General features: G+C 46.9%; 20 protein-coding genes. 10 read left to right on the top strand and 10 right to left on the bottom strand.

Annotated elements, in window-relative coordinates; all coding sequences use genetic code 11:
- Positions 1-61 precede the first annotated feature (61 nt).
- The 3 genes from NST99_RS09495 to NST99_RS09505 all read right to left on the bottom strand — a co-directional run bounded on the left by NST99_RS09495 (position 62) and on the right by NST99_RS09505 (position 2,958).
- The gene (locus tag NST99_RS09495; protein WP_341091277.1) at positions 62-1,456 is read right to left on the bottom strand and encodes a SpoVR family protein; all 1,395 of its coding nucleotides are present in this window, start codon (positions 1,454-1,456) and stop codon (positions 62-64) included.
- A 222-nt stretch (positions 1,457-1,678) separates the two neighbouring features.
- The gene (locus NST99_RS09500) at positions 1,679-1,942 is read right to left on the bottom strand and encodes a hypothetical protein (protein ID WP_341091279.1); all 264 of its coding nucleotides are present in this window, start codon (positions 1,940-1,942) and stop codon (positions 1,679-1,681) included.
- Between the two features lie 98 nt (positions 1,943-2,040).
- Positions 2,041-2,958, bottom strand: coding sequence for an ArsR/SmtB family transcription factor (locus tag NST99_RS09505; protein WP_076113071.1), 918 nt, complete (start codon positions 2,956-2,958; stop codon positions 2,041-2,043).
- Positions 2,959-3,325: 367 nt separating this feature from the next.
- On the opposite strand from NST99_RS09505, the gene NST99_RS09510 reads away from it, so the two are divergent.
- The 5 genes from NST99_RS09510 to NST99_RS09530 all read left to right on the top strand — a co-directional run bounded on the left by NST99_RS09510 (position 3,326) and on the right by NST99_RS09530 (position 9,549).
- Positions 3,326-4,642 (top strand): ABC transporter substrate-binding protein, encoded by a 1,317-nt coding sequence (locus NST99_RS09510; RefSeq protein ID WP_341091280.1) that lies wholly within the window; start codon positions 3,326-3,328, stop codon positions 4,640-4,642.
- A gap of 6 nt (positions 4,643-4,648) precedes the next feature.
- Positions 4,649-5,617, top strand: coding sequence for a carbohydrate ABC transporter permease (locus NST99_RS09515; RefSeq protein WP_341091282.1), 969 nt, complete (start codon positions 4,649-4,651; stop codon positions 5,615-5,617).
- 1 nt (position 5,618) lies between these two features.
- Positions 5,619-6,500, top strand: coding sequence for a carbohydrate ABC transporter permease (locus tag NST99_RS09520; protein WP_341091283.1), 882 nt, complete (start codon positions 5,619-5,621; stop codon positions 6,498-6,500).
- Between the two features lie 63 nt (positions 6,501-6,563).
- On the top strand, positions 6,564-8,360 hold the full coding sequence (locus NST99_RS09525) for a glycoside hydrolase family 2 protein (protein WP_341091284.1): 1,797 nt from the start codon (positions 6,564-6,566) through the stop codon (positions 8,358-8,360).
- Positions 8,361-8,433: 73 nt separating this feature from the next.
- Positions 8,434-9,549 carry a glycoside hydrolase family 88/105 protein gene (locus NST99_RS09530; protein ID WP_341091285.1) on the top strand — a complete coding sequence of 372 codons (1,116 nt, stop codon included), beginning with the start codon at positions 8,434-8,436 and terminating at the stop codon, positions 9,547-9,549.
- A gap of 148 nt (positions 9,550-9,697) precedes the next feature.
- Here NST99_RS09530 and NST99_RS09535 read toward each other — a convergent pair whose 3' ends face one another.
- From NST99_RS09535 to NST99_RS09545, 3 genes are all read right to left on the bottom strand, one after another.
- The gene (locus NST99_RS09535) at positions 9,698-9,931 is read right to left on the bottom strand and encodes a hypothetical protein (protein WP_341091286.1); all 234 of its coding nucleotides are present in this window, start codon (positions 9,929-9,931) and stop codon (positions 9,698-9,700) included.
- A gap of 381 nt (positions 9,932-10,312) precedes the next feature.
- On the bottom strand, positions 10,313-11,326 hold the full coding sequence (locus NST99_RS09540) for a bifunctional glycosyltransferase family 2/GtrA family protein (RefSeq protein ID WP_341091288.1): 1,014 nt from the start codon (positions 11,324-11,326) through the stop codon (positions 10,313-10,315).
- Positions 11,323-12,294, bottom strand: coding sequence for a phosphodiester glycosidase family protein (locus tag NST99_RS09545; protein ID WP_341091290.1), 972 nt, complete (start codon positions 12,292-12,294; stop codon positions 11,323-11,325). Before NST99_RS09545 ends, NST99_RS09540 begins: the two co-directional genes overlap by 4 nt.
- A 225-nt stretch (positions 12,295-12,519) precedes the next feature.
- Between NST99_RS09545 and NST99_RS09550 the strand changes: the two genes are divergently transcribed.
- The 5 genes from NST99_RS09550 (at position 12,520) to NST99_RS09570 (ending at position 17,894) form a co-directional block, all read left to right on the top strand.
- A complete protein-coding gene (locus tag NST99_RS09550) occupies positions 12,520-13,248 on the top strand; it encodes a response regulator transcription factor (RefSeq protein WP_341091291.1) in 729 nt (242 codons plus the stop codon).
- Entirely contained in the window at positions 13,245-14,180 is a 936-nt protein-coding gene (locus NST99_RS09555) for a sensor histidine kinase (protein WP_341091293.1), read from the top strand. The genes NST99_RS09550 and NST99_RS09555 overlap by 4 nt, the downstream gene beginning before the upstream one ends.
- 143 nt (positions 14,181-14,323) lie before the next feature.
- On the top strand, positions 14,324-15,241 hold the full coding sequence (locus NST99_RS09560; RefSeq protein ID WP_341091294.1) for an ABC transporter ATP-binding protein: 918 nt from the start codon (positions 14,324-14,326) through the stop codon (positions 15,239-15,241).
- Positions 15,225-15,932 carry an ABC transporter permease gene (locus tag NST99_RS09565; RefSeq protein ID WP_341091295.1) on the top strand — a complete coding sequence of 236 codons (708 nt, stop codon included), beginning with the start codon at positions 15,225-15,227 and terminating at the stop codon, positions 15,930-15,932. Before NST99_RS09560 ends, NST99_RS09565 begins: the two co-directional genes overlap by 17 nt.
- 282 nt (positions 15,933-16,214) lie before the next feature.
- Positions 16,215-17,894, top strand: coding sequence for an ATP-binding protein (locus NST99_RS09570; RefSeq protein WP_341091296.1), 1,680 nt, complete (start codon positions 16,215-16,217; stop codon positions 17,892-17,894).
- Positions 17,895-18,102: 208 nt separating this feature from the next.
- On the opposite strand, the gene NST99_RS09575 is transcribed toward NST99_RS09570, so the two are convergent.
- The 4 genes from NST99_RS09575 to NST99_RS09590 form a co-directional block, all read right to left on the bottom strand.
- Positions 18,103-18,948, bottom strand: a complete 846-nt coding sequence (locus NST99_RS09575) for a DegV family protein (protein ID WP_341091297.1) — start codon at positions 18,946-18,948, stop codon at positions 18,103-18,105.
- 202 nt (positions 18,949-19,150) lie between these two features.
- Positions 19,151-20,011 (bottom strand): AraC family transcriptional regulator, encoded by an 861-nt coding sequence (locus NST99_RS09580; RefSeq protein WP_341091298.1) that lies wholly within the window; start codon positions 20,009-20,011, stop codon positions 19,151-19,153.
- A gap of 100 nt (positions 20,012-20,111) precedes the next feature.
- Entirely contained in the window at positions 20,112-21,800 is a 1,689-nt protein-coding gene (locus tag NST99_RS09585) for a glycoside hydrolase family 13 protein (protein WP_341091299.1), read from the bottom strand.
- Positions 21,801-22,101: 301 nt separating this feature from the next.
- On the bottom strand, positions 22,102-24,420 hold the full coding sequence (locus NST99_RS09590; RefSeq protein ID WP_341091300.1) for a glycoside hydrolase family 65 protein: 2,319 nt from the start codon (positions 24,418-24,420) through the stop codon (positions 22,102-22,104).
- Positions 24,421-24,474 lie beyond the last annotated feature (54 nt).

Here is a 24,474-nt window from a genome sequence, read left to right on the forward strand (position 1 = left end):
CTTTTTTAGATCGCCTGCAGCTATGTGCAGGCGACCATACAAGCAGGGTAACACCAATCTACTATACAAACTTCCGTTGCACCTTTTTACCATCATAGGTAAAAAGGGCTTTTTTGTCTTCCACCACGGTTTGGAGGTGCACGGTCCGGCCCCAGAGGGCATAGATGTGCGGGAGCGTGCGTTCCAGGTATTTCAGGTCCAGCTCAATACTCTCGTAGCGGTGGGCGATCAGCAGTTCGCCATTGCGCTCGTAATCTGCGTCCTGAACAACAAGGTAGGGAGAGCCGCCGTTGACCCGGGCAAGCACAAGCTGGTCGCGTACATTTTCCCAGGCCTTGTCGGTAATTTTCCATTCCGGTCCTTTTTTCTCAAAGACATAGAGGTCGAGGTCATTGACCAGCTCTTTAGAGAGGTAACTGCGGATAAATGAAATGTCCGAATCCAGTTCACGTACCTCAAACATTTTGTCGCGGTCCCAGCGGCGTTCGATGTCTTCAAAGATTTTCAGCCCCAGATAGTAAGGGTTCAGGCTCTGGCGCGAAGGCTGCACGACCGAGGAATTGAGCTTCGAGTATTCAATGGTCTCCTCCGGAGTCAGGTCCAGCTCGCGCATGATCCGCTGATGCCAATAGGAGGCCCAGCCTTCGTTCATGATCTTGGTCTCCATCTGCGGCCAGAAATAGAGCATTTCGTCACGCAGCATCGTCATAATGTCGCGCTGCCAGTCCTCCAGCACGGTCGAATACTGCTGGATGAACCAGACGATATCCTTCTCCGGCTCAGGCGGGAAGGCCCGTTTTCCTGCGGTTTCCGCTGCCTGTGGCTCTGCTGAAGCCGGATCCAGATTCCATAGCTCGCTATAAGGACTTGGTGTAGCGGTACCGCCGGCTGGGGCATCCTTACGTTCCTTCATCTTGGCTTCCAGCAGATGGGTTTTGCCCAGCTTGCGCGGCTGGATCAGGCTGGGGTCAATATGCTCCTGTATGGCCAGTACGGAGTCAATGAAGCTCTCTACAGTATCCGTTCCGTAGGTCACCGAATAGCCGGCAATCCGGTCGGCAGTGGCTGACATGCTCTCGACCATATCCCGGTTGGACATAGAGAAGCGCATGTTGTTCTTGAAAAAATCGCAATGCGCCAGCACATGCGCGACGATCAGCTTGTTCTGGATCAGCGAGTTTCCGTCCAGCAGGAAGGCATAACAGGGGTTGGAGTTAATGACGAGCTCATAGATTTTGCTAAGTCCAAAATCGTATTGCGATTTCATTTTGTGAAACGTTTTTCCGAAGCTCCAGTGTCCAAATCGGGTAGGCATTCCATAGGCCCCGAACGTGTAAATAATATCGGCAGGACATATTTCATAACGCATCGGGTAAAAATCCAGCCCAAATCCGGTCGCAATCTCCGTGATCTCGGCAATCGCCCGCTCCAGCGCTTTAATCTCATCCCCGGGCATGAATCCATCGCTCCTTTCACTTGCTGTGTTTGCTGCAACCTATTCACGCTAGACCGCGAAGGTTCCGTTAGTCGGTTCTGTTCTTCTTAATGTATATGGGAGGAGGGGAGGGAGTATGATGCCGTGAATTGGGAGTTGGATAAATAGACTTCATGTAAATTGGAGTATGTAATCGAAGGGTAAAAAAATAGCTTAACAATAAACAGTCAGTTTATTGTTAAGCTATTCTTCATCTGGATCGGTTCCCCAAAACACATAATGAGACATTCCAGTATTAGCAAAGTAACAAGCATCAACATACACTTCACGAAGATCTTCATCAATCCTATATATAATGATCACATTACCGATTAACACCCAGTAGTATCCGTTAAACTCAAAACCAGGGAAGTCAGAAACTCCATCAGCTTTGTATTTGGGCTCATCGGCCGATACAGACTTAGAACGCCTGAAGACGTTCATGGGGTCTACTTTATATTCCTTCATGCGGGTAAGAGATAATTCCCGTCCAGCAGGAAGACGTAACAAGGATTATGGGCAAGTATGTTAATTGCTAATTTGTCTCACTCACAATGTAATATTCATTATTCTGCTTCGGTGTAGAATATTTTAAGTAGAATATTCTGCGAATAATTTCCAAAGTGCTCCCCGAAAATAGTAAGTCCACCTTTGTTTTTAGAATTATCATCAATACTTATCTTCAACTTGATGAAGGGGGAATCTTCGATCTTTAAATTGGCAAGTGTAACCGATGATATTTTTTGACCGTCTATTCCAGTATCTTTCTTGGTGACTCTTAAATGTTTTAAAAGGCCGTACTGGCTTAGTTTGTTATCCCACCAGGTTGGTGTTAATTTTCCGCGCACATCTGAAAAATTTCCTGGAGCAGTCCAGGTGCCTAAAAAAACATCGTTTATATAAAAAGCGATATCACTTGGCCAATTATTGTTGGATTCAGGAAACTCTGAAGAAAGTTCTAAGGATAACTCTAATAATTCTGCAGTGAAATTTTTGTTAAAATCATTCGGAATAATATATTCAACGAAGCCCTCCGCAAACCAAAGTAATGAAGCATCGATCCGGTCATTGGATACGAATGCCCGTTGATCATCTAACTTTCCGATTACTTTAGTTTGGCTAGCTAATCCACATGTAGGGGTGACTGAAAAATTAGAATAGTATCCAAGCTTTATTTCATTAGTAATTACATTAAAAGGAAGATGAAGTTTTTTTGGTAAGTTGATGGCAATATGATCAACAGCAAGAATAAAATTCTTCTTTCTGCTATCGGTAACCTCTAAGTTTTCCTGGAGCTTGATTATCTTGGCGTCCTCTAGTAACCGGATATGGCGTGAAACGATAGCTTTGCTTAATTTTAGTTTTTTGGCGAGCTCACTGACATTAAGAGGCGTATGTAACAATAATTTGAGAATTGAAGCTCTTGTGTCAGATGCCAGTGCTTTCAAAACAGAAATACCATTCTCATCGAGTTCTAAGAACATATGTACCTCCTCACTCGGATTTACTACCTCATAAATCTAGCTTCTAGCGGCTGTTGAACATTATAACTCACATCTCGTACCCCGCCAATACTTTCCGTATCAGCTTACCGGTTACTTGAGGATTTAAGCTGCGAAAGTTGATAGAGCTAGGTGTGAAGTTCTAGAAAAATCAAGTGTATAACATATTGTTAACTTTTTTGTTTACAATAAAAGATCTAGTTAAGCGGTGATTTTTTTTTGTATACCACAAAGTTGAAAATCAGGAATAACGTTGATACAAGCTTGAAAGAGCGTTTTCATCATGATAGTATTTGCTTGCTTGGACAAGTGAACAAAGAAAAATAAGTTAATTTGAGGAGGGTTTACTATGAAACACACGAAAAAGTTAACTATTATTGTTGCGGGACTATTAGTGGTTTCACTTCTTTCAGGGTGTGGGAAAACCAGTGATTCAGCTAGTAATGGTGGAAAAGAAAATGGCGGAAAAGAAGAACTTCGCATCAGTTGGTGGGGAGGGGATTCGCGCAATAAAGCCGTGCAAGAAGCTATAAGTAAATTTGAAGAAGAAAATCCTAATATTAAAGTTAAGGCAGAATTCGCCGGATATGCTGGTTATCAAGAAAAAATGACTACCCAATTGTCTGGAGGGACTGCTCCTGATGTTATTCGTTTAGATTCCATGTGGGTTGATCAATATGAAAATCAATTATCAGATTTGAAAGAGTTGGGTGAAGAACTGGGTCTTTCTAATTTTTCACAAAATGTGCTTGCGCCCTTAGAAAAGGACGGTAAACTGTTAGGTCTTCCCCTTTCAACTGTCTATAGACCATTACTATATAACAAAACGGTGACTGATAAATATGGAATTGAAGCACCCCAATCTTGGGATGATCTTTTTGCAATGAGAGATAAGTTGCCAGAGGATCATTATCCGATGGCGAATTTGGTAGGGTCAAAATATGCGTCCCCGATCGTATTTTTCTCAATTTTCGCACAGCAAACTGGACTTCCGCTTTCTGATGATAATGGAAATTTAAATTATAAAGAATCTGATTTTGAGAACATGCTATCTTTCTATCGCGAATTGGTAGAGAAAAGAATTATGCCATCCAAAAAAGAAGTGGATAACTCAGGGTCAATAGAAGGTGCGACAGCAACAGAAATCATGGAAGGGAAGTGGGTTAGCTTATTTGAGTTTACATCGAATACGAATACCATTCAAAATCAACTAAAAGAACAAGGCTTTGATTTAGAGGTAGCTGGCTTTCTTTCAATGAAGGATGAAAAATCTACTGGTGTCTGGACGAAGCCTGCCATGGTATATTCCATTCCTGAAAAAACAAAACACAAAGAAAGTGCTGCGAAGCTAATTAACTTTTTAATGAATAGTGAAGAAGCAAATAAAATTCAAATGCTTGAAAATGGTGTTCCCGACAGCAAAGCGGGAAAAGAGGTGCTTGAAAAAAACAATCTGATTACTCCGCTAACAGCTGAAATCACAAAATTAGGCGATGAAAAAAATGATAGCAAGCTTTCTACTATGTTCAAATGGGATACAGCAAAGTTGAATGATGTGTCACTGGATGTAATCACTAAGCTGGATTATGGTGAGGTCGATACGAAAGAAGCTGCAAAGGAACTGTATGCGGCTTACAAGGAACAAGAACAAAGCTTTAAAAAGTAAACATAAATGAACAACAATCATTTACCGCCCAAAATTATATGCATAAGTTTATTCCAGTTTTGGGCGTTAAATGTCACGAGAGGAATGCGAATAGCCATGAATAAAAATAGGTATACAGGCTTATTCTATTTAACACCATGGTTAATAGGGATTTGTTTCTTTGTAATCTACCCATTTATCATGTCATTGTATTACAGCTTTACAGACTACTCCCTGCTGGATGAGCCTGCTTTTATTGGACTGGATAATTATTCACGGATGTTTACAAGTGACTCCACCTTCTGGATATCGGTGAAAGCCACGATCAAATTTGTATTCTTTACCGTGCCTCTTAAATTAACATTTGCACTGCTTATTGCCTATATTATGAATGCTAAATTAAAGGGAATCGGATTTTTTAGAACCGCCTATTATATTCCATCTATTTTAGGTGCCAATGTAGCTATTGCAGTATTATGGCAGTTCTTATTTAAAAGTGATGGGTTAATCAATATGGCGTTAAATATGATCGGTCTGGAAAGCATCGGGTGGTTCTCTAGCGCAAGTGGAGCAATGTTTACTATTGTTTTATTACGTATTTGGCAGTTTGGTTCTGCAATGGTAATTTTTTTGAATGCGTTGTCGGAAATCCCGCAAGAATTATATGAAGCAGCATCCATTGATGGAGCTTCAAAGTTTAGACAGTTTTTTTCAGTGACAATACCCCAACTAACCCCAATTATATTCTTTAATTTAATCTTGCAGCTTGTGCAAGCCTTCCAAGAATTTGAGGGGCCATTCTTAGTTACGGGTGGAGGTCCAATGAAGAGCACCTACCTATTACCAATGTATATATACGATAGTGCATTTAAAAACTTTGAAATGGGATATTCTGGTGCTTTGTCCTGGGTGTTATTTATTATGATTATGATATTCACGGCCATCCTGTTCAAAACGTCAAGTAAATGGGTGTTTTATGCTGACGGAGGGAAATAACATGGAGCAAGCAATGAGAAACAAAAATAACAGAAGTGAGTACCATAAAAGAAAAATCGCTTTATATTTCCAATATTTCTTTTTGATAATAGGGACTTTAATTATGCTTTATCCGATTCTCTGGTTATTTGGGGCATCTTTTAAGAGTAATACAGAGATTTTTAAATCAATATGGTTTATGCCTAAGTCTTTTGATTTCACACCTTATATCGAAGGATGGAAGACTTCTAGCCAGTATACATTTGGAACCTACTTTTTAAACTCTTTTTTGATTGTAATTCCAAAAGTGTTATTAACTTTGATTTCTTGTATTCTGACTGCATATGGATTTGCAAGATTTAACTTTCCTATGAAAAAAGTGCTATTCCCGGTTATGATCGCTACTCTTTTTCTTCCAGGAATCGTTACTAGAGTACCGATGTATATTTTTTGGAAGAATGTAGATCTTTTGGACACTTATATCCCTCTAATTGCCAATTCTGCATTTGCTTGTGATACATTTTTTGTATATATGTTGGTTCAATTTTTAAGAACGATTCCCGGGGAGCTGGACGAGGCAGCAACAATAGATGGGTGTAACTCTTTTAATATTTTAATTAAAGTATTGCTCCCTATTCTTAAACCTACCCTTATTACAGTAGCTTTATTCCAGTTCATGTGGACATTTACTGAGTTTCAGGGTCCTTTAATTTATATTTCTTCAGTCGAGAAGTATCCTGTTTCAATTGCGCTTCGAATGGCGATGGATACGACATCTGTTGATTTTAGCTGGAATAAAAATATTGCTATGTCAATTATAGGTTTAATACCTTCGATTATTGTATATTTCTCTGCTCAAAAGCACTTTATTGGCGGTTCTACAGCAGGCGGAATTAAAGGATGATAACAGATAAAGAACTGACCAATGCAGCAAGATATGAATGAATAGGATAGGAGATGAAGATAGATGTCACATAGGATGGAATATCCGCGTCCACAGTTAGTTAGAGACGCATGGCTTAACTTAAATGGAGCATGGCAATTTGAATTTGATGACAAGAATGTTGGAGCTGCACAGCGATGGTTTGATCCAAGTGAAAATTTTAGTCAGACCATTCAAGTTCCATTTGCTTTTCAAACCCCTGCAAGTGGAATACACGATACCTCTTTTCATGACTATGTCTGGTATAAGCGTAATTTTACACTTGATCCAGGTTGGTATAAGAAGCGTGTTGTATTACATTTTGGTGCGGTAGATTATAGAGCTTGGGTTTATGTGAATGGTCATTATATCGGCATGCACGAGGGAGGACACACTCCATTTTCTTTTGATATTACGCATGCATTAACCGGACAGGAGGAACAGGTGACTGTTCAGGTTGAGGATCTTTCAAAGGATGAAACTATACCTCGGGGAAAACAGTTCTGGTTAGAGAAGCCAGATAGCATCTGGTATACCCGCACGACAGGGATTTGGCAGACAGTGTGGCTAGAGGCGGTAAACCCTGTTTATATTCATCAGGTGAAGTTTGAGCCCGATTTAGATCAAGGGAGCATTGGAATAGAAGTTAAATCTGAGGGATATGGATCAGAAGAATTAGATTTGGATATTCGTATTTCTTTTCGAGGAGTACCTGTTATTCAGGATCAAGTACGATTGTTGCAACCAATAACAAGTAGAATGGTAGATCTATTTGGTTTGAATATATTTCGAACAAACTTTCATCATGCCGGCTGGACATGGACTCCGGAAACTCCTAATTTGTTTGATGTTGAAATGAAGCTTTACGATCATGGGGTTGAGGTGGATTGTATACAATCGTATTTCGGCATGCGGAAAGTTCATACAGAGAATGGTATGGTCTATCTGAATAACAAACCTTATTATCAAAAGCTTGTATTGGACCAAGGGTATTGGCAGGAAGGATTACTTACTGCGCCAACGGATGAACACCTGAGGAAAGATATTGAATTAGCTAAAGAATTAGGGTTTAACGGTTGCCGTAAGCATCAAAAGGTAGAGGACCCGCGATTTTTATACTGGGCAGATCGAATAGGGTTCCTTGTATGGGGAGAATGTGCTGCCAACGCCTCTTTTAATAGTGATGCTGTAGCCCGGTTAACCAAAGAATGGATTGAAATTATTGACCGTGATTTCAATCATCCATCTATTGTTGCATGGGTTCCGCTAAACGAAAGCTGGGGAATTCCGATGGTGAAATCGAATAAGAAGCAGCAGTATCACAGCTTAGCCATGTATAGTCTTATTCATTCATTGGATGATACCCGATTAGTGATATCGAATGATGGATGGGAAATGACACTAACTGACATTTGTGCGCTACACAATTATCAGCATGGCAGAGCAGATGAGCCCGAAAAGTATGAAGAATTTAAGCGAATTCTTTCCACGAAGGAAACGATGCTTGCTTCAAAGCCATCAGCTCGCAATGTATATGCAGATGGTTACCAACATCGGGGAGAGCCAATCTTGTTAACTGAATTTGGTGGTATAAGCTATAAGGCTGGCGCTGACGATGGTTGGGGATATACCAGTGCACAATCTTCAGAGGATCTTGTTCTAGAATATGAAAGAATTATGAAGGCTGTATACGCTTCTAAGATTATTTATGGTTATTGTTATACGCAGTTAACAGATGTTGAGCAGGAAATTAACGGTCTATTGGCATATGATCGAACACCCAAATGCGATATGTCGTTAATTAAAGAAATTAATAGTCAATGGCATCTACGGACAGTTTAGTATATACAGTCATAGGGAAGAATGCACAAGCTTGCTTTCGGAACATATTTAATGATAAGGAGTTTATGAATCCATGACAAATGAAATACTGCTTCAGAAAATTGAACTGGTAGTAGACAAGCTTATGAATCTGGGCGGTAGCGACTATGAAAAGGATAAAACTGTGGTTCAGGCCGATACAAAATTAGGGATTGTGCAACGGGATTTCGGAATTGAAGAATGGGACTGGCCTCAGGGCGTCGGTCTTTATGGTCTTTACAAGCTGCAGAAGTATTACAGCGATCACCGCTATATGGAATTTTTTCAAAATTGGTATTCCCGTAATCTAGAGGTTGGACTGCCTTCAAAAAACATTAATACGACAGCTCCTTATTTGGCTTTGGTTCTGCTCCTGGATCAACTTGAGCCTTCCAGCCAACTGAAACAGCTATGCCGGGAACATGCGGATTGGCTCGTTCATGAGTTGCCCAAAACCAAAGAAGAAGGCTTTCAGCATACGGTCACTGCCATTGGCAATCGGGATGGAGTTCACTTGCACAATGGACAGTTATGGATTGATACGCTCTTTATGGCGGTTCTGTTTCTGAACCAGGCCGGGCGCAAGTTTAACCGGCCGGAGTGGGAGCATGAAGCTGAACACCAGATTCTGCTCCATATCAAGTATTTGTTTGACAAACATACCGGCCTGTTCTTCCACGGCTGGAGTTTCGAACGCAATGATAATTTCGGCAGTATCTTCTGGTGCCGCGGCAATTCCTGGTTCACCTATGGTATCGTCGATTACCTGGAAACTTGCCAGGATACGATTAGCCCGGGTATCCGGAAATTTCTGGTTGATACGTATAAAGCTCAGGTCAATGCCTTGGTTTCACTCCAGGCAGCTTCCGGTCTTTGGCATACAGTCCTGCAGGACCGGGCCAGCTATGAAGAGGTATCCGGATCGGCCGCAATTGCCGCAGGTATTATAAAAGGCATTAAAGCCGGTATTCTGGATTCCTCATATCAGGCTGCGGCAGACAAGGCCATTCAGTCGGTATGTCAAAATATTAGCGGAGATGGAACCGTACTGAATGTGTCGGCCGGAACCGGTATGGGATTGGATAAAGATCATTACAAGAACATTACCCTCATGCCAATGGCATACGGACAGTCCTTGGCTCTTATTGCCTTGTATGAAGCTTTAAAATAAACCCTGCGTAAGCGCATTTATTCATCTCTTCTTGGATACAAATAGCCTAATCCTTGAGCATTTACGCCAAAGGATTAGGCTATTTTATCTTCTTTACCCAGTTACTCGTAAACCCGCACCTCAATAATCTCCGCATACTGGTCTTCCGTTAGTCGCCCCGATCATAAACGCGCAGGCGATCAGTTGTTACAACTTCGGCAAGTGTGTGCACATGCTTGCGCTTGTGATTGTCACTTCCTGCGGCGACTGCCGTCCAGTTGCCGTCCATGTAAGCTTCAATACGATAATCCTTGACGAGCGTTGGCAGGATTTCGTAAGGCGTGATGTGATGATGCAGGTTGATCAGGTCCTCATTCACATCATCATTGAAGGTGACATGCACCTGGCGGAGGGTAACCGGGGCGGTCCAGGCCAGCTCCAGCCATTCCTCGCGGCTGGACGATGCTTTTCGTTCGTTGAGAGCTTATTTGAACACCCGACGATATGACTCGCAGACTTTGGGCTTGAAATTGAACTTGAGCTCTCAACTTTGAGCTTGAACTTGAATTTTGATTTAGATCTGAAACCCAACCAAAAGGGAAAGTGACGGAGGGGAAGTTTGGAACTGGAGGAGCGAACGCGTCCGCCTTTATGGACCAATTTCTACCGCGATCAGCGGTTTGAAATCAGGAAATTGGTCCATAACAGCGGCCGGAAGTCCAAACATTCCACGCAGTCACGGCCGAACCCTAATGGATTTTTTTCAAGCTCTTTTGCTATAAGACTAGTACACAAACCTCCGCTGCGCCCAGTAGCTGAACAGGAAGATCGAAACCTCGGTCAGCAGCTTGGCGGCCACAAGCGGGATGATCAGCTTTTCATTGTAGAAATAGAGCAGCCCGTAATTGAACAGCAGCACGAGAGTGACCAGTGCGAAGTATTTGGGCAGCGACTCCTGGAGCCTGGACGCCTTGCCGCCGGTGAATACATATTTCCGGTTCATGGAATAGTTGAAGATGGAACTGCACAATCTCGCGGCAGCGACTGACAGGAACAGGTTGTGGCTGAGACTCTGGAACAGGAACAACAGCGTGAAGTCGAGCAGGGCCGAAAGCAGCGATGAAGTGCTGAACATTAGGATCGGCAGATAAATCCGGAAGGAGTCTACCAGAGGCCGGAAATGGGACGATTTATTATCTTCCAGATACACGGTATCAATATATTCCTCGGTAAGGGTATACCCCTCCCTATGGGCAGTCAGCAGCATGTTCATTTCATACTCAAACCGTTCCCCGGGAATCTGGCACAGCCAGTCAAGCATCGGGAAGGAAAAGCCACGCAGGCCGGTTTGTGTATCATAGATCTTGGTGCCTGTAGTGAGGGAAAAGACTGCCCGTGTCACCGAGTTTCCGAAGCGGCTGCGCAGGGGGATAGTCCCGCTGAACCGGCGGCTGCCCAGCACAATTCCGGGAGTGGCCTGGTGCTGGAGCACCTCGACAATCCGCTTAATGTCATGAGGCAGATGCTGGCCGTCACTATCCGCGCAGACTACATAGCCGGATAGTCCGGTCTCCTGGATATACCGGAAGCCTGTCTTCAGAGCGCGTCCTTTTCCAAGGTTGGCCTCATGCGTCAGGGCGGTGCAGCCGAAGGCTTCGGCCATGTCGAAGATTCCGCGGTAAGCCGGGCCGCTCCCGTCATCTACAAGGATGATCGGTCCAAGCTGATACTCTTGCAGCTGCACAATTAATTCCAGCAGTCGTTTATCTGGCTCATAGGCCGGAATAAGGATCGTCATGAGGTTACGCCCTCCTTGATATAAAGAATGTCGCTAACGCCGCGCTCCTGATTTTTGCCCAGCGGATTATTCACGACCCGTCCCATGAAATACATCGTGGATGAACCGCCGCCGTCCAGATTGTAGGCTTCGGTGGCTCCGAGATCCGACATCACATCAGCAAGCTCGGCAAGGGTCATGCCCCGGCTGTATCCTTCACTGCGCCCGTCCACGACAACGAACACATAATGGTTCGGTGCAATCATGCCAATCGCGGTCCGGGGATTCGCATTCTGGATGGAGCGGTTGCCGAAATTGCTGTCGATTTTGACACTGCTGAAATCACTGACAATGTTGCCGTCCTGAATCAGAATCGGCCCGAAGGAGAGGGTATTGGCGGCTCCCTGTGCCAGCAGGTCGGACGAAGAAATCTCTTCCTCGTTATAGGTTTGCATGGTCCCGTCATCGAACAGCGCCATCGCATCCCGCACCGGATCATCCCGGTACACCGTTCCATTGCGGATAATGACCCCGTCCTCGCGGAAGCCATAGTAATCGCCGTTGATTGCAAAGACCGCATTGTTGCTGGAGGCAATCTCTGAGGTGTCCTCTATGATGTTCGTGCCGAAGCTGCTGTCGGCAAAAGCAGAGCGCAGGCTGCTTGCCTCCTTAAGCACGACATCAGCGACAAAATAAGTGATCTGGTCTGAACCGGACCCGGTCTGTACCTGGTCGATCTGGATCTGGATACCATCGCTGGAATAACTCCAGTCGTCGGAAGTCGCGTTAACCTCGGCTGCAACTGTGGTTGCTGCTGTGCTTACGCCGGCTGTGGCTGTGTCATCCGCTACGACGACTTCGACATGTTCGATCAAGTAACGGTCGGCCAGGCTATAAATCACCGTGCCGAGACTCAGGAGGACCACGATCATCACGATCAGAAGTTTGCGTTTGAAACTCCAGGGTTGTTTTTTTCTTATGTTCATCATTGAACCATCACCTCATCATGTAAGTTGTTAAGGTCATCATACCGGGGCTACCTTTAGTGAAACTGAAATAGTAACCGCACCGGACAATAGGTATACTTTGACCTGCAATTTAAAAAGGGCAAGCTGTGGATTACATATGACACTTGATTTTAGCTTTTGTATCAAGGAATCTATTGCTATACTTTAATAACAAGACGGTTATTAGAGCTGCTGGGAGGTTTAGTCATGACGCATCGTATACTGTTGGTTGAGGACGATGAAGATATTAGTAGAATGGTATTTTCTTATTTGGTAAAAGAGGGCTATGAGGTGGAGACTGCATTTGATGGTGAGGCAGCGGAAAAGCTTTTTCACCGCGGCGCCGCCTATGATCTGGTTCTGCTGGATCTGATGCTTCCGAAAAGAAGCGGCAATGATGTGCTGCAGACGATTCGCCGGGACAGTCTGGTGCCTGTGCTGATCATGTCGGCCAAGGACAGTGATGTGGACAAGGCGCTGGGCCTTGGCTTCGGCGCGGATGATTATATTACGAAGCCGTTCTCGATGATCGAGCTGGCGGCACGGGTGAAGGCGGCGATCCGGCGGGCGGGATATGCCGCTGCTGGAAGTCCTGTTCAGGAAACAGCTGCCGTTCAGGAGCGCGCCAACACGATAGCACTGCGTGGACTCACTGTCGATCTCGATAATTTCTCAGCGCTGAAGAACGGGGAAGAGGTCAAGCTGACGGCCAAGGAGTTCCAGATTCTTAAGCTGTTCGTGAGCAGCCCCGGCCGGGTGTACACCAAAGCGCAGATTTACAGCGTCGTCTGGGAAGATGATTATTACGGGGACGAGAATGTTATTAATGTACATATGCGCAGACTGCGTGAAAAAATTGAAGATGACCCGTCAAAGCCGGAATACATCAAAACGTTATGGGGCATTGGCTACAAGCTGGGGGATGTGCTGGAATGACCGCTTTTTTGAGTGTGGTTATCCTGCTGCTGCTGATCGTAATCCTCTGGCAGTACCTGCGTCTGCGGGGGCATTCCCGCCAGCTCGATTATATCCACACCAAACTTACGAGCATTGTTGACCGGGGCTCGCATGAAAGGCTGCTTCTGTTCAATAGCAACCCTCATCTGCAAACGCTGCTGACTGATCTCAACCGGCTGCTGGACGTCAATCACAAGGGAGCGGTCGAGCTGGCCAAGCTGGAGAAGTCTATGCGCAGCATGCTGGCGAACATCTCTCACGATCTGAAGACTCCGCTGACGGTGGTGCTCGGCTATATTGAAACGATTCTCCATGATGGGAATATAACGGAAGAGGAGCAGGGACATATTCTGCGGATGATTCATGCCAAGGCAGAGGAGGTGATCCGGCTGATGAACAGCTTTTTTGATCTGGCCAAGCTGGAGTCCGGGGATAAGCAGATCGCGCTGTCGCGGGTGGACCTGGGCGAGGTCTGCCGGCGGAACATTCTTTCCTTTTACGATATCTTGAATGCCAAGGGCAGTGAGGTGGAGATCGGGATTCCGGATGAGGCGATGTACATGATGGGCAACGAGGAGGCGCTGGACCGGGTGCTGTCCAATCTGCTGTCCAATGCGATCAATTACGGGGATGCCGGAGGTGTGCTTGGACTCACCCTCTACAGCGCTGGAGACCAGGTGTGCATAGACGTATGGGACCGGGGCAAAGGTATCACCGAAGGGCATCAGGATAAAGTCTTCGAACGGCTCTACACGCTGGAGGATTCCCGCAACCGCGACTATCAGGGGAGCGGTCTTGGGCTGACCATCACCAAACGGTTGACGGAACAGATGAACGGCAGCATTACCTTACGCAGCAAACCTTACGTCAAAACGGTATTTACGCTTTCTTTTCGCAGGCTGACCTTCTAAAAACTATACTGGTCCGGCGGCTTAACCTGCGCTTACAGCTGCAGCTTAAGATTTTCGTAAGAATCAGGTAATAAAAAAGAAAATTCCGCTGTGTACAATAAGAACCAGGAAGACAAACGAAGAAGCCAAAGGGGATAACGGAAATGACCACCATACTGCGTACTTGGGATTTAACCAAAGAGTATCAAGGCAAAGAGGCTGTCAAAGGCGTGAATATGAATATCAAGCAAGGCGAAATCTACGGGTTCCTGGGACCAAACGGTGCGGGCAAAACCACGGTGATGAAAATGATCACCAATCTGGTGAAGCCGACGGCGGGAGAGATTGAATTTTTTGGCGAGTTCATGACAAACCGTTCCTATGAAATGCTGAAACGTATGGGCTGCATTATTGAATATCCGGTATTCTACGACAAGCTGACCGCGAGAGAAAATCTCCAGCTGCACGGGGAGTATATGGGTTACTACGATGCCAAGGCCATGGAAGAAGCGCTGGAGCTGGTGAAGCTGAAGGGTGTGGACAAAAAGCCGGTCAAGCAGTTTTCCCTGGGGATGAAACAGCGGCTGGGCATTGCCCGGGCAGTCATGACGAAACCGGAGCTGCTCATTCTGGATGAGCCGATCAACGGGCTGGACCCCATGGGCATCAAGGAACTGCGTGAGGTGTTCCGCATGCTGAGCCGCGAATACGGAATGACGCTGCTGATCTCCAGCCATATTCTGGGTGAAGTTGAACAGGTCGCCGACACCATCGGCATGATCCGTGACGGAATTCTGCTGGAGGAAGTGGCGATGGATACGATACGCAGCCAGAACACGCAATACATCGAACTGATTACCGGAGAGAGCAGCAAAGTGGTGTATGTTCTGGAGCACAAGCTGGGACTCACCAACTTCAAGGTACTCGACCCGCGGACGATCCGCATTTATGATGCTGTACAGCAGCTTGAACTGAATAAAGCAATGGTAGAAGCGGGTGTGGAGCTGGAAAGCCTGAGTAAAAAGAATCATTCGCTGGAAGATCATTTTGTGGAACTGATGGGGGGTGAGGGCATTGCTTAAGCTGATACAACTGGAAATCCGTAAAAACAAACTGGCAGGCATGCTCAAAGGCGTTGCAATCGCCAACCTCGCAATTTTTGCTTTTATGCTGCTGCTTACTTACGTTGATGCTGAAGGCGGAGGTGGTGGCGGGGAATTTAATTCATATGCAGAGATGTTTTCCGGCCTGTATGTTTTGGTCAAGGCGACCTTTGTGGTGTTTGCTTCAGTTGTGCTGAGCAAGCTGGTTATTGAAGAGTATAAGAACAATACCATCACTTTGCTCTTTATGTATCCTATCTCCCGTAAAAAGCTCTTAGGTGCCAAAATTATCATTGTGTTCCTCTTTACACTACTCAGTATTTTTGTATCGGATGTTCTGATTAGCGCTCTTCTGATCGGACTTAACTCTTTCACCCATGCGATTCCGGGACAGCTGGATTTAGCTGTGATTCCTGGAGAGATGATCCAGATAGGGGCAGATGCGGTATATGCGGCAGGGATTGGACTAATTCCTCTATATATCGGAATGCGCAAAAAATCCGTACCAGCTACCATAGTTACTGCAGTATTGCTTGTCAGCATGATTGCCTCCAATCTTAGTGAGTTCCAGCCGGGCTATCTGGTAGGGCTCTCCATCTTCCTCAGTCTGCTTGGCGTAGTCATTGCTTATCTGTCGATCCGGAATATTGAACAGAAGGATATTGCGTAAAGGTAATCGGAAGTACAGCTTTGAGTGTTTTCATTTCCTAAGTTCCTCTGCGGTGAGGTTAAGGATGGTCCAACCATTCTTACTCATCTGCCGGAGGGACTTTTTTGCTGTAAAACCGCTTGGCATCAATGTTTTGATGGCGACCAACTGCGGTTTTTTTGCTATAATAGTTTATAATTCAGCAATTTTCGAGCGGAGTACAAATTAAAGTTACATATACAGTTTATCCGCAGTTTATGAATAGAAGGGGATACATGATTGAAGCAGCAGAGGAGGTGGGCTATGACTAAACAATGGTCTTTTATTCTGGATCGGGTACTTTCGGAAGAAGGTGCTTATAAGGCGTTATACGATCATCACCCCGACCTGATCATTGTGCTGGACAGGCAGGGAAACTATGTGGACAGCAACCGTGCCTTTGAAGTTGCTGCTGGCACAGATCCGGAACTTCACGAGCCACTGTCTGGTTTCCGGCCACAGCCTCCCGGAGAAGAGCATTTTGCTGCAGCGCTTGGAGGCATCGGCTCCGGCTTTGAACTGGAGGCGGATGAGAGCCGCGGAAGCAGCCCGGCTGCGGTTACGTATGTGCCGGTAAAAGCTGAAGAAGGTATCGCAGGTGTATTCGCTATTATCCGATATGACCAGAGCCGTGTTCTGCCTCTTCTGCTTCAGGAATGGTTCGGCAGGCTCCTGACCGGGGATTTTTCTCCTATGGAATACACGGATGGGTGGATACCTGGGTGTGAAGAGGAGCTTATAGAACTGGCTATGGTGGAGGAGCAGCAGAAGGCAGAGCTGGTGCTGGAGATGTCGGAGGACAGGCATCTTAGCCTGATATTCAACTCGATTGCAGCCGGAATCTTCGGGCTCGACACGTTGGGCCGGACCTTCTTTATCAACCGCGAGGGAGCAGATATGCTGGGGTATAAGCCCTACGAGCTGAAGGGGCTTCCTTTGATGGATGTGATTCATCACATCCGTGGAGACGGGTCAAGGTACCAGCAGCATGAATGTCCGATCTGGCAGACCCTGCAGGATGGTGTCACCCGCAGTAGAGGGGATGAAATCTTCTGGCGGAAGGACGGCACCAGCTTTTTTGTCAGCTACCGGATTGCGCCGCTTCTGCATAAAGGAATCATCTGCGGTGTAGTGGGCTCTTTCAGTGATATAACTAATGAACGGGAGATTCTCCGGGCCAAGGAATCGGCAGAGCAGGCGGCTCAGGCTAAGTCCGATTTCCTGGCGATGATGAGCCATGAGATCCGTACCCCGATGAACGGAATGATCGGCATGGCCGACCTGCTGCTGGAAACAGAGCTGGAAGAGGAGCAGCGCGGCTACGCCGAGATTCTGCGCAGCAGCAGCTACAGTCTGCTGCAAATTCTAAATGACATTCTCGATTTCAGTAAAATGGAAGCCGGCAAAATGCCGCTGCTGTCGGAGAAATTTGATCTGCGCGAAATGCTGGAGAGCATTATAGATTTATTCACCCCCAAAGCTGAAGAGAAAAATCTGGCGCTGCGCTGGTGGGCGGATACAAGCGTTCCGGCCATTGTGAAGACCGATCCCAGCCGCCTGCGCCAAATCATCGTCAACTTGGTCGGTAATGCGCTTAAATTCACGGAACGTGGAAGCGTAACCTTGTCGGTGAAGAACATTCCGCTGCCGGGTTCACCGGAATATCTGCTGGAATTTTCTGTCCGTGATACAGGAGTGGGAATTGCCGACAGCAAGCTGAATCTGCTCTTTCAATCCTTCTCGCAGCTGCATCCGTTCATTAACCGCAAATATGGCGGAACGGGACTGGGACTGGCCATCTGCAAGCAGCTCGTAGAGCTGATGGGCGGAACGATTTTTGTGGAGAGTGAAGAAGAACGGGGCTCGACCTTCCGCTTTATGCTGCCATTCGTCCATGAAGAAGCTGAATCAGAAGCAGAAGCGGGAATCACACCTTACCTGTGAACAAACCTTCTTTGTATTGAATGTTCGAACTGAATTAAACATAGGCATATCAAAAACCAGCAAGCTCCGGTTATCGGGGCATTGCTGGTTTTTTTGAAAATATAAGAATTTATATGCTTCGCGCTATAAATTATCCTTCTATTTCCCGCTGAAACGGATACCGTCCTTTTGAGGACGGCGAAGCCGTTTCCACATGGCTGTTCAATAGTTAGTGCATATACATGAGGCCAACAGTAGCGGGTCCGCAGTGGCTGCCAATGACACAGCCGGCATGAATAACGGCAATCTCTTCAACATCGGTCTGTTCACGCAGCGCCGCCACCAAAAAGTTGGCATCCTCTTCACCCAGTGTGTGGGCCACGATGAGCAGCTCCTTATCCATTTCCCCGGCATTGGCAAGGGCATGCTGGAGCATCTGTTCCACAGCTTTTTCTTTCTTGCCGCGAACTTTGCTCACTGGTACAATCGCACCGTCAATCAGGCGCAGTACAGGCCGGATCTTCAACAGGCTGCCGATAAAATTCTGCATACCTGAGCAACGTCCCCCCATATATAAGTAATCCAGTGTATCCACAACAAACTCTGCCTCCACCCGGTCACGGCATTGCTTCAGCATAGCGGCAATTTCCCTGCTGCTGTGGCCTTTGGCTGCGGCACGTGCCGCTTTCATCACTAGGAGCGCAATCCCTCCGCATAACGTCTGGGAGTCGACCACTTGAACGCGTCCTTCAGGAAATTCCCCTGCAGCCAGCAGGGCATTCTGATATGTAGAGGATAAAGAAGAGGAAAGACTGATATAGACGACGTCTCCTCCGCTGCTGATGACCGGCCCAAAGGCGGCCATGAAGTCGGCGGGCGAAGGTGCAGCGGTCTTCGGCAGTGCTCCATTTGCGGCGACACGACGATACACTTCCTCAGGTGTAATGTCTACACCATCCTTGTAGGTACCGTCTTGAAATACTACATACAGCGGGACGATGCCAATATCATACGTTTCCTTCCAGCCTTGCGGCAAATCGGAAGTACTGTCTGAAAAGATTTTTACGATAGACATGAAATTCTCCTTCACCGAATCTCGGATGACAATATGACATAATAGAATAAGCCATATAATCTGTTTATTATACCAAGCTATTGCCAATTCTCAAAATGAAAATTAATAGAGAAGGAGCTGGGAAATATACCAATCTCTTTACAAGGTTGCTTCCGGCAAGGTTTAAACAAAAAGGACTACCCTAATCGGGTAGCCCAGTTGCTTATTTCTTCATCACCGGAATCCATACTTCACAGACATAATCCTCTGCATCCGGGTCGCCTGGTGGATAAAGCTCGAATTCCGGACCACCTGCATGCTCATAGCCGGTACCCGGGAACCACTCCTGGAAAATCCGCTGCCACACATTTTGAATCGCATGCGGCATGGGGCCGACTGAGGTGAATACGGCCCAGCTTGCAGCTGGAACCACCGCGGTTTCATAGCCTTGGGAATCCGTCTCCGGAGTACCTTCCACTCCGATCCAGTAGGACAGCAGCTCTTTCTCCATGTCCATACTCATACAGATGCCGAGCCAATCTTTGCCTGTGCCGATGTCAATCAGCTTATCCGAAGTGCCGTCCGCATTGCATTCATTCCAAAACTCAGGGATTCTGCGGAAATTCTCTCCCTCCCTGGTCGTAACCTCCATTGATTTGCCGATGACGGTAAATGCGTCTTTCTCCACGATTCTGTATTCCATTTCCTGATCTCCCTTCAATGATAGATGGAAGGAGAGGCGGGGGAATGCTTTGAGCTGTACACCCGGTTCACGCGCGGCAGAGGGGGTGAGTCCATGCGCTTTGCGGAACGCTTTGGCGAAGGCTTCCGGGGAGTCATATCCATATTTCAGCGCTACATCCAGCACCCTGACTTTGGAAATGGCCAGCTCCTGGGCGGCCAAAGTCAATCTGCGTTTACGGATATAGTCTGCCACCGTTACCCCTGTCAGCATGCCGAACATGCGCTGGAAATGAAAAGGGGAGACATGAGCCACCTTAGCCACTTCTTCTATGCGCAGGGGTTCGGTCATCTTGCTCTCCATATAATCCAAGGCATTTTTCATTCGGATCAGCCATTCCACGTTTGCCATCTCCCTTTTGCATTTATACTATCATGAGCCAGTCAACCAAGCCTGTTATTCTCTGCTCATTAATGACAGGTTAACACAAATCGGGTGTATGCTATAGACGAATTTGATAGACCCGGGCTTCATAAGGCCGCAAGGTTGCAAGGCTGGCAGCATCCGGCTCTCCCGGATAATTGCCGATAATGAGGCTGGTTACAGCCGCCAGCTCAGCAGGGAGATCAACCGGCTGCGGGTCAGCGCTGAAATTCAGCAGAATAAGCCACTGTTCATCGTCTAATGTCCGGGTATAGGCATAAATGTATTCATGCTCCGTCAGCAGCAGCTTATATTCGCCGTAAGCCATAATCTGATGTTCTTTACGCAAGCTAATCAGCTTCTGGTAATAATAAAACACGGAATCCGGATCAGCCAGTGCCTGCTCTACATTGATATCCTGGTAGTTCGGGTTAAGCTTCAGCCATGGCGCGCCTTGGGTGAAACCTGCATTTGCGGAGGCATCCCACTGCATTGGAGTACGGGCATTGTCCCGGCCTTTCGTGTGAATGGCCTGTAGAATCGTCTCATGCTCCGCGCCGCCTTCCGTGACCTTTTCCCGGTACATATTCAGGATCTCGATATCCTTATAGTCTTCCAGCACAGGGAATTTCACATTCGTCATGCCGATTTCTTCGCCTTGATAGATGTAGGGCGTGCCTTTCAGCGTATGCAGCAGTGTAGCCAGCATTTTGGCCGACAGAACACGGTATTCACCATCATTACCGAACCGGGAGACCATCCGCGGCTGGTCATGGTTATTCAGGTACAGGCTGTTCCAGCCGCGTTCGGCTAAGCCAACCTGCCATTTATGCAGAATGTCGCGCAAGCCTTTGAGGCTCCAAGGGGTGACATCCCATTTGCCGCCGGGACCGGAGTCCACATCCATATGTTCAAATTGGAACACCATCTGCAGCTCCTGCCGGTCTTCGGCTGTATACAGAATCGCATCCTCAACACTGGCCCCCGGAGTTTCACCAACTGTCATCACCTCATATTTGGAGAGGACCTCACGGTTCATTTCCTGCAAATATTCATGGACCCGCGGGCCGTTCATAAAATATTCGCCGCCACCGGCCAGCTCTCCCGGAGCCAGTCCCTCTCTGTGAGCGGAAGGCAGGCCTTCCACCTTGGAGATCATATTAATGACGTCCATCCGTAAGCCATCGACGCCTTTGTCGAGCCAGAACGCGATCATTTTGTAGAGGGCTTCGCGAAGCTGCGGATTCTCCCAGTTGAGATCCGGCTGCTTGCGCGAGAACAGGTGAAGATAATATTCTCCGGTAGCTTCATCCAGCTCCCAGGCCGGACCGCTGAAGACGGAGCTCCAATTGTTGGGCCGTTCGCCATTCGGTCCGCCTGGCCGCCAAATATAATAATCGCGGTAAGGATTGTCCAGGGAGGAACGGGATTCGGCAAACCATGCGTGTTCATCCGAGGAATGGTTGATCACAAGGTCCATCATCAGCTTGATGCCGCGTTCATGCAGTCCGGCCAGAAGCTCCTCCCAGTCCTTCAAAGTGCCGAACTCATCCATAATATCCTCGTAATCGCTAATGTCATAACCATTGTCGTCGTTGGGGGATTTATAGACCGGGGACAGCCAGACGACATCGACGCCAAGCTTCTGCAAATAATCGAGGCGGGAGATAATCCCTTGCAGATCCCCGATTCCGTCTCCGTTGCTGTCCTGGAAGCTGCGAGGGTAGATTTGATAGACTACGGCTTCTTTCCAAAAGGCTCTTTTCATTCTAAACGACTCCTTTGAGTGATTTTATAATGAAACCATAAAACTATATAAGATGAACTTGTAACCTAATTAGCAAGTAAGGTGGAGGGGAAGTTTGGAAGTGGAGGAGCGATAGCGTCCGCCTTTGTTTTCAGATTTCATCCGCAAAATTGGGTATTCAATATAGAAATCTGAAAACAACAGCGGCCGGAACTCCAAATCTTCCACGGAACCGTGACTACTGCTTAATTGATTTTGAGTTCATCATATATAAAAAACAACCCCGAAGGAGATTGAAGCCTCCGGGGCCAATTAGCCGGAATTATGCCGTGACGGTGGAGCCTTCAGCAGTGACGCTGCTGAGTCCGTTCACAGTATACTCCTTGCCGTGAATCGTGATGGACGCCGGAATATCGGTTTCATTGACAACTGTAACCTGTACATCGGTAACAATGACTTTAAGCCGTGAGCCGCGGAACATGATCTTGAAGGAATACGAAGTCCAGTGTCCCGGGTTGGAAGGCTTAAGGATCAAGCGGTCTTCCTGAACGCGCAGTCCGCCGAAGCCATGTACAATCGACATCCAGGTTCCCGCCATGCTTGTAGTATGGCAGCCGTCTTCCGTGTCATTGTTGTAATTGTCGAGATCCAGTCTCGAAGTCCGCAGGTACATTTCATAAGCCTTATCCTTATACCCCAGCTCACAGGCAAGAATTGCATGGATACATGGGGAGAGGGAGGATTCATGCACGGTAATCGGCTCGTAGAAGTCGAAATTCCGTTTCTTGGTGTCCAGATCGTAACGGTCGCCAAGGAAATATAAACCTTGCAGCACGTCGGCCTGTTTAATGAAACAAGAACGCAGAATGCGGTCCCAGGACCATTTTTGATTCAGCGGCAGATTCTCTGGCAGAACATCCTTCACCTGAATGATCTCTTTATCGAGGAAGCCGTCCTGCTGCAGGAAGATGCCGCGTTCTTCATCGGCCGGATAGTACATTTTGGCGATGATTTCATTCCATTGTGTGGTTTCGCTGTCCAGCAGCTCCAGCTTATCGGCAAGCTCAGCGTACCGGGAAGCCTCGTTCTCCTGCAGATATGCCAATGCTTCCAGCGTGTATTCCATCGTCCAGGCAGCAATCCGGTTTGTATACCAGTTGTTGTTGACGTTATTCTCATATTCATTGGGGCCGGTTACGCCGAGCATCACATATTTGTCCTTGTGTGCCACGTAGTGAACGCGTTCTTCCCAGAAGCGGGAGATTTCCACAAGCACTTCAAGACCATATTGGCCGAGATAAGCTTTGTCCCCGGTGTAATTAACGTAGTTGTAAATCGCATAGGCAATCGCGCCGTTACGGTGAATTTCTTCGAATGTGATTTCCCACTCATTGTGGCATTCTTCACCGTTCATCGTAACCATCGGATATAGCGCACCTTTTTTATAACCGAGCTTAAGCGCATTTTCTTTGGCTTTTTCCAGATGCTTGTAACGGTAAATCAGCAGGTTGCGGGCGATTGAGGAATCCGCTGTACTTAAGTAGAACGGCACACAGTAAGCTTCTGTATCCCAATAGGTGCTGCCGCCGTATTTTTCCCCGGTAAAACCTTTTGGTCCGATGTTCAGACGGTCATCTTCACCGGTGTAGGTCTGGTTAAGCTGGAAAATGTTAAAGCGGATCGCCTGCTGTGCCGACACATCACCCTCAATGATAATGTCGCTTTCCTTCCATTTATCACCCCACGCAGTAGCCTGTTCGGTCAAAAGTGCGACGAATCCGGCTTCCTGGGCGCTTTGCAGGGCCGTCTGCGCAGCATCAACCAGTTGTCCCAGGCCGTAATTACGGGAAGTGACATTGGCAGCATATTTATAGATGACAACCTGATCGCCGGTTTGCACGGGGAGAGTTACCGTACTGCCCACATATTTCTCCTCTTCGGTGACTTCAGCTTCTGCAGTAAGCTTTTCGCCATTGACCAGAATATCAAAGGTAAATGCCGAGGTGACGTGAAAATCAAGTTTTTTCGTCTTCAGGGTGAGGTATCCGCCGTCCGGCTCGCCTTTCTTCTCCACTTCGTTCCAGAATTTCTCGTCATAGTTGGCATCCTTGTTCTTGATGTCGCCGTCAAGGTAAGGGGTAACGGTAAGCTTTCCGGCAAAATTCACCGGAATGATCGAGTAGCGGATCGCACCGATCTCATGGCGGGCCATACTGACGATACGGATACTTTCCACCTTAACTTCCTTGCCGTCCTCAAGAGTGGCGGTGAAGCTGCGGGAAAGTGTGCCTTCCTTCATGTTGAGCACCCGGCGGAACTCAGTAACGGTGCAGGTAGCCAAATCCAGCGGTGTGCCGTCGATGTCGATGTTAATGCCAATCCAGTTGGTGCTGTTCAGCACTTTGGCAAAATACTCCGGATAGCCGTTTTTCCACCAGCCGACCCGGGTTTTGTCCGGATAATACACACCGGCCATGTAGCTGCCTTGCAGGCTGTGTCCGCTGTATTGCTCTTCAAAGTTGGCTCTTCCGCCCATATATCCGTTTCCGATGCTAAATACGCTCTCAGAAATTTCTTGGGTCTGGGGATCGAAGGATTCTTCAATGATTGACCATTCATCAATTTTTAAATATTGCTTCATTATTACCGGCTCCTTTTTAGGTGGGGATGTTATAAATGGAACTATGAGTTCGAC

The sequence above is a fragment of the Paenibacillus sp. FSL L8-0470 genome (genome assembly GCF_038008625.1).
Classification (GTDB): Bacteria; Bacillota; Bacilli; order Paenibacillales; family Paenibacillaceae; genus Paenibacillus_AQ.

Coding starts and splice junctions, on each gene's coding strand:
- NST99_RS09495 (WP_341091277.1), bottom strand. CDS start 1,456: ATGCCCGGGGATGAGATTAAAGCGCTGGAGCGGGCGATTGCCGAGATC.
- NST99_RS09500 (WP_341091279.1), bottom strand. CDS start 1,942: ATGAAGGAATATAAAGTAGACCCCATGAACGTCTTCAGGCGTTCTAAG.
- NST99_RS09505 (WP_076113071.1), bottom strand. CDS start 2,958: ATGTTCTTAGAACTCGATGAGAATGGTATTTCTGTTTTGAAAGCACTG.
- NST99_RS09510 (WP_341091280.1), top strand. CDS start 3,326: ATGAAACACACGAAAAAGTTAACTATTATTGTTGCGGGACTATTAGTG.
- NST99_RS09515 (WP_341091282.1), top strand. CDS start 4,649: ATGAACAACAATCATTTACCGCCCAAAATTATATGCATAAGTTTATTC.
- NST99_RS09520 (WP_341091283.1), top strand. CDS start 5,619: ATGGAGCAAGCAATGAGAAACAAAAATAACAGAAGTGAGTACCATAAA.
- NST99_RS09525 (WP_341091284.1), top strand. CDS start 6,564: ATGTCACATAGGATGGAATATCCGCGTCCACAGTTAGTTAGAGACGCA.
- NST99_RS09530 (WP_341091285.1), top strand. CDS start 8,434: ATGACAAATGAAATACTGCTTCAGAAAATTGAACTGGTAGTAGACAAG.
- NST99_RS09540 (WP_341091288.1), bottom strand. CDS start 11,326: ATGACGATCCTTATTCCGGCCTATGAGCCAGATAAACGACTGCTGGAA.
- NST99_RS09545 (WP_341091290.1), bottom strand. CDS start 12,294: ATGATGAACATAAGAAAAAAACAACCCTGGAGTTTCAAACGCAAACTT.
- NST99_RS09550 (WP_341091291.1), top strand. CDS start 12,520: ATGACGCATCGTATACTGTTGGTTGAGGACGATGAAGATATTAGTAGA.
- NST99_RS09555 (WP_341091293.1), top strand. CDS start 13,245: ATGACCGCTTTTTTGAGTGTGGTTATCCTGCTGCTGCTGATCGTAATC.
- NST99_RS09560 (WP_341091294.1), top strand. CDS start 14,324: ATGACCACCATACTGCGTACTTGGGATTTAACCAAAGAGTATCAAGGC.
- NST99_RS09570 (WP_341091296.1), top strand. CDS start 16,215: ATGACTAAACAATGGTCTTTTATTCTGGATCGGGTACTTTCGGAAGAA.
- NST99_RS09575 (WP_341091297.1), bottom strand. CDS start 18,948: ATGTCTATCGTAAAAATCTTTTCAGACAGTACTTCCGATTTGCCGCAA.
- NST99_RS09585 (WP_341091299.1), bottom strand. CDS start 21,800: ATGAAAAGAGCCTTTTGGAAAGAAGCCGTAGTCTATCAAATCTACCCT.
- NST99_RS09590 (WP_341091300.1), bottom strand. CDS start 24,420: ATGAAGCAATATTTAAAAATTGATGAATGGTCAATCATTGAAGAATCC.